We start from the raw sequence: 4,636 nt of genomic DNA, 5'->3' as shown, positions 1-4,636 counted from the left end.
GTCACTACTAATGTTGAATGACACACCGCATTCGCGAGCAAGCCCGCTCCCACAGGGAATTGTGTCTAATTACTGAACCGATTCCTGATTTTTGAGGGTTTGCTCCAGCGCCTGCACGCAGCGTTCTTCGGCGGTATCAAGCTCCAGCTTCATCTGTTCGATGTCGAGCAACTGCTGCTCCAGCTGCTGCCGGCGTTCGCTGATCTTCGCCAACATGCTGTGCAGTTGCTTGGTGTTACCGCTGGAGGGATCGTAGAGCTCGATCAACTCCCGGCATTCGGCCAGTGAAAAGCCAATGCGCTTGCCCCGCAGGATCAGTTTCAGACTGACCTTGTCCCGTGGCGAGTAGATGCGTTCCTGGCCCCGGCGTTCGGGGCTGAGCAGGCCTTGCTCTTCATAAAAACGAATCGCCCGGGTGGTGATGTCGAGCTCGCGGGCGAGGTCGGAAATGCTGTAGGTCTGGCTGCTCATGGAAGCGCTCACGAAAGGTCATGACGCTAAGCTAAAGGTAGGTTGACGTATACGTCAAGGGGCGTGAAGTTTCAGTGTTCTTGAGGGCCTCTTCGCGGGCAAGCCCGCTCCCACAGGGATCTGTGTCGGACACAAGTATCGTGTCCACTGAAGATCCAGTGTGGGAGCGGGCTCGCTCGCGAAGAACGATAACGCGGTGTAGCGTCTTACACCTTTTCCAGCTTCTTCTCATGCGCCGTCACCTGCTGGCACAACTCGATCATCTGCTCGCGCATCCAGCGGTTGGCCGGGTCCTGGTCGGTGCTTTCGTGCCAGTAGAGATGGGTTTCCACCGGCGGCACATCGTTGACGGGCAGATTGAACGAGTGCAGATCATTTCGACGGGCAAAGCGTTCCGGCACGGTCATGACCATGTCGGTCTGCTGCATCACCTGTGATGCCATCAAATAGTGCTGGGAGCGCAAGGCGATCTTGCGTTGGATGCCCATCTTGCCCAATGCGAGATCGACATAACCGAGGCCGCTGCGACGGCTGGAAATATGAATGTGGGTCAACCCCAGGTAGTCGTCGAGGGAGAGTTTTTCCTTGCCCGCCAGTGGATGCCCCTTGCGCATGGCACACACGTAACGGTCCTCCATCAACTTGACGTGGCGCACTTGCGGGTCGGTGTTGAGCGGTGCATCCACCGCGAAATCGAGGCGACCAGCCGCCAGTTCCTTGGTGGTCTCGCGGCGTTTGGACAGAAAACTTTCGATGATCACCGTGGGCGCGAGGCGGCGCAGGCGCTGGAACAGTGGCGGCAGAATGATCGCTTCAGTGAGGTCGGTCATGCTGATGCGATAGGTCTTCACCGCCTGTTGCGGGTTGAAGATGCGGCTTTCCTGTACGGAAACGCGCAGCAGCGAAAGGGCGTTACGCACCGGGCCGATGATGTTCTGCGCCATCGGCGTGGGCACCATGCCCTGGGCGGTACGCACGAACAGCGGGTCGTTGAAGGTTTCGCGCAGACGAGCCAGTGCGTTCGAAACCGCTGGCTGGGTAATTCCGACAATCTGCCCGGCGCGCGTCAGGTTGGCTTCCGTGTAGATCGCGTCGAAGACGATGAAAAGGTTGAGATCGACCTTGCTCAGATTCATAACGCGACTCTCTTATTCTGTGGGCTTATGTGTGGGTGGGCTGGTGGTGATGATCAGTCGATCATATATCGGTGATGAATGTTTATACACGCCGAGAATAGGCTAGGTAAATTATCAACGCTGTTCTAGCATCGATACATGACCTAAAACAACCTCCCCCAAGAAGGTATCTCGCTCATGGATTTCGCTTATTCGCCCAAGGTTCAGGAACTGCGTGAGCGCGTAACAGCGTTCATGGACACCTACGTTTATCCGGCCGAAGCCGTGTTCGAGCGCCAGGTCGCCGAAGGCGATCGCTGGCAGCCGACCGCGATCATGGAGGAGCTCAAAGTCAAGGCCAAGGCCGAAGGCCTGTGGAATTTGTTTCTGCCTGAGTCAGAACTGGGTGCCGGCCTGACCAACCTCGAATACGCGCCACTGGCGGAAATCATGGGCCGTTCGCTGCTGGGGCCAGAGCCGTTCAACTGCTCGGCACCGGACACCGGCAACATGGAAGTGCTGGTGCGTTACGCCAACGAAGAGCAGAAACAACGCTGGCTCGAGCCCTTGCTGCGCGGCGAGATCCGCTCGGCATTCGCCATGACCGAACCGGATGTCGCATCCTCCGACGCCACCAACATGGCCGCCCGTGCGGTGCGCGACGGCGACGAGTGGGTGATCAACGGCAAGAAATGGTGGACGTCGGGTGCTTGCGACCCGCGCTGCAAAATCCTGATTTTCATGGGGCTGAGCAATCCGGACGGGCCACGTCACGCTCAGCACTCGATGATTCTGGTGCCGGTGGACACACCCGGGGTAAAAATCCTGCGTCCGCTGCCGGTGTTCGGCTACGACGACGCTCCCCACGGTCACGCCGAAGTGCTGTTTGAAAATGTCCGGGTGCCGTACGAAAACGTCCTGCTGGGCGAAGGCCGTGGCTTCGAAATTGCTCAAGGTCGCCTTGGCCCGGGCCGGATTCACCACTGCATGCGTTCGATCGGCATGGCCGAGCGTGCGCTGGAACTGATGTGCAAACGCTCGGTGAGCCGTACTGCATTCGGCAAACCCCTGGCACGGCTGGGCGGTAACGTCGACAAGATCGCCGACTCACGGATGGAAATCGACATGGCACGCCTGCTGACACTGAAGGCGGCGTACATGATGGACACGGTTGGCAACAAAGTGGCCCGCAGCGAGATCGCGCAGATCAAGGTCGTCGCGCCAAACGTTGCGTTGCGGGTGATCGACCGGGCGATCCAGATCCATGGCGGGGCAGGGGTTTCCAACGATTTCCCGCTGGCCTACATGTATGCGATGCAGCGCACCCTGCGCCTGGCCGACGGCCCGGACGAAGTACACCGTGCGGCGATTGGCAAGTTCGAGATCGGCAAGTATGTGCCGAAGGAAATGATGCGTAGCGGGCACTGACAGGCACCGCGTTATCGTTCATCGCGAGCAGGCTCGCTCCCACAGGTTTAGTGTGACCTATGTAGGAGTGAGCCCGCTCGCGATGGCGTCAGCCGGCTCAACACAGCAACATCAGATTCAATACACCCAAACCTCAACCCGCCGATTCCTGATCCTTCCCTCATCGGCGCTATTGGCCGCCACCGGCATTTCGGCACCGAATCCGCGAATCTCGCGAAACACCACGCCGCTCTTCACCAACTCCCGCCGTACCGCCATGGCCCGCAGTTTTGACAACAGATCGGCGCGCGCCGGGTCGCTCTTGGCATCGCCAAACCCCACCAGCGTGACTTGCCCATCGCTCTTGCCGTGCTGCTTTAGATAGTCGAGCACCCGCCACAGGTCCTGTCGGGCCTTGTTGTCCAAGGTGGCGCTGCCTTCTTCGAAACGAAAGTTCACCGACAGCCGTTGCGCGTGACGGCTCAGCGCCTGATAACCCTCGGGCATCAGCGCATTGGGCGTCACGGCCATGGCCTGGACGGTTTGGGCGATAAAGCCGTTGGCGGCCACAATGGCCTGACCGTCAGTGCTTTGGGCAAAGGCTACCAGGGCTTTGGCCCAGGGATTTTTTTCGTTGGGTGGCAGGTAGAAGAACAAGCGACGGGACAGCGGATAGTCTTCCGTGGCAATCAGGCTGTTGAGCGGCAGCATGGCTTGCGATTGACCGTCGACAATGGCCACGGCCCTGGCCTGGCGCACGTAGGGTAAACCGATGAAACCGATGCCTTGTGGATCTGCGCTGACCGCATCGGACAGTTGTTCGCTGGACTCGAAGCGTTTCGCCGCGCTGCCGAGGGTTTTCCCACGACCACTGAGGACCAGTTCCTTGAAGGTGTCGTAGGTCCCGGACTGATCATCCCGCGCATACAGATGAATCGGCCCGCCACGGCCGCCGATGTCTTCCCAGGTCTTCACCTCGCCACTGAAAATGCGCGCCAGCTGCACGGTGTCGAGTTGATTCAGCGGATTGTCCGGGTGAAGGATGATCGCCAGGCCGTCGATGGCGATGACCTGTTCGGCGCTCGGACTTTTCAGGTCACCGAGGGATTGCAGGCTGGCCAGTTCGCTGTCCTTGATCGGTCGCGATGAGGCGGCCAGATCGGCACTGGCTGCTTTTAACGCGGTGAAACCGGTGCTGGAACCATGGGCGGCCACCTCCACCACGATCCGACGGCCCAGGACGGTTTCGCCGACAATGCGCAGTTCGTTGGCAGTGTCCGGGGTTTCGCGGTGAATCCTGCGCAAGCCCTGTGCGCTCAGCAACCCCTCGACCAGCGCCGGCCCCAATGCCGCGCCGATGGTGTTGGAACCCTGAATGCGCAGCACCGGGCCGTGTTCGGGTGTCGGCAAGTCGCCGGCCGAGGCCGCCTGCGGCAAGCCCATGCACAGCATCAACAGGAACAACACGCGCAGCATCATGCCGGCACCTTTATAGCCAAAGGAGGTGTCGGGAGATTAAGTCAGTAAGGTTTCCGAAAAATGACAGATTGCAGTGGTGGTCCCCTGTGGGAGCGAGCTTGCTCGCGATAGCGGTGGTTCAGTGACAATGATGTCGACTGACACGCCCTCATCGCGAGCAAGCT

General features: G+C 59.7%; 4 protein-coding genes. 1 reads left to right on the top strand and 3 read right to left on the bottom strand.

Annotated elements, in window-relative coordinates:
- Positions 1 to 69 precede the first annotated feature (69 nt).
- Together ACRESJ_RS00820 and ACRESJ_RS00815 are read right to left on the bottom strand one after the other, a co-directional pair.
- On the bottom strand, positions 70 to 471 hold the full coding sequence (locus ACRESJ_RS00820) for a MerR family transcriptional regulator (RefSeq protein ID WP_431756180.1): 402 nt from the start codon (positions 469 to 471) through the stop codon (positions 70 to 72).
- Between the two features lie 206 nt (positions 472 to 677).
- Positions 678 to 1,607, bottom strand: coding sequence for a LysR family transcriptional regulator (locus ACRESJ_RS00815; protein WP_431756179.1), 930 nt, complete (start codon positions 1,605 to 1,607; stop codon positions 678 to 680).
- Positions 1,608 to 1,784: 177 nt separating this feature from the next.
- Here ACRESJ_RS00815 and ACRESJ_RS00810 point away from each other — a divergent pair, with 177 nt between their 5' ends.
- The gene (locus ACRESJ_RS00810) at positions 1,785 to 3,014 is read left to right on the top strand and encodes an acyl-CoA dehydrogenase (protein WP_431756178.1); all 1,230 of its coding nucleotides are present in this window, start codon (positions 1,785 to 1,787) and stop codon (positions 3,012 to 3,014) included.
- A gap of 117 nt (positions 3,015 to 3,131) precedes the next feature.
- Here the strand turns inward: ACRESJ_RS00810 and ACRESJ_RS00805 are convergent, their stop codons facing one another.
- Positions 3,132 to 4,472: a substrate-binding domain-containing protein gene (locus ACRESJ_RS00805; RefSeq protein ID WP_431756177.1), complete on the bottom strand. Its 1,341-nt coding sequence runs from the start codon at positions 4,470 to 4,472 to the stop codon at positions 3,132 to 3,134.
- Positions 4,473 to 4,636: the final 164 nt, after the last annotated feature.

This window comes from Pseudomonas sp. (genome assembly GCF_050739655.1).
Taxonomy (GTDB): domain Bacteria; phylum Pseudomonadota; class Gammaproteobacteria; order Pseudomonadales; family Pseudomonadaceae; genus Aquipseudomonas.
The sequence above is the reverse complement of the archived record's forward strand: the minus strand, read 5'-3'. Positions and strand labels throughout refer to the sequence as shown.

Coding starts and splice junctions, on each gene's coding strand:
- ACRESJ_RS00805 (WP_431756177.1), bottom strand. CDS start 4,472: ATGATGCTGCGCGTGTTGTTCCTGTTGATGCTGTGCATGGGCTTGCCG.
- ACRESJ_RS00820 (WP_431756180.1), bottom strand. CDS start 471: ATGAGCAGCCAGACCTACAGCATTTCCGACCTCGCCCGCGAGCTCGAC.
- ACRESJ_RS00815 (WP_431756179.1), bottom strand. CDS start 1,607: ATGAATCTGAGCAAGGTCGATCTCAACCTTTTCATCGTCTTCGACGCG.
- ACRESJ_RS00810 (WP_431756178.1), top strand. CDS start 1,785: ATGGATTTCGCTTATTCGCCCAAGGTTCAGGAACTGCGTGAGCGCGTA.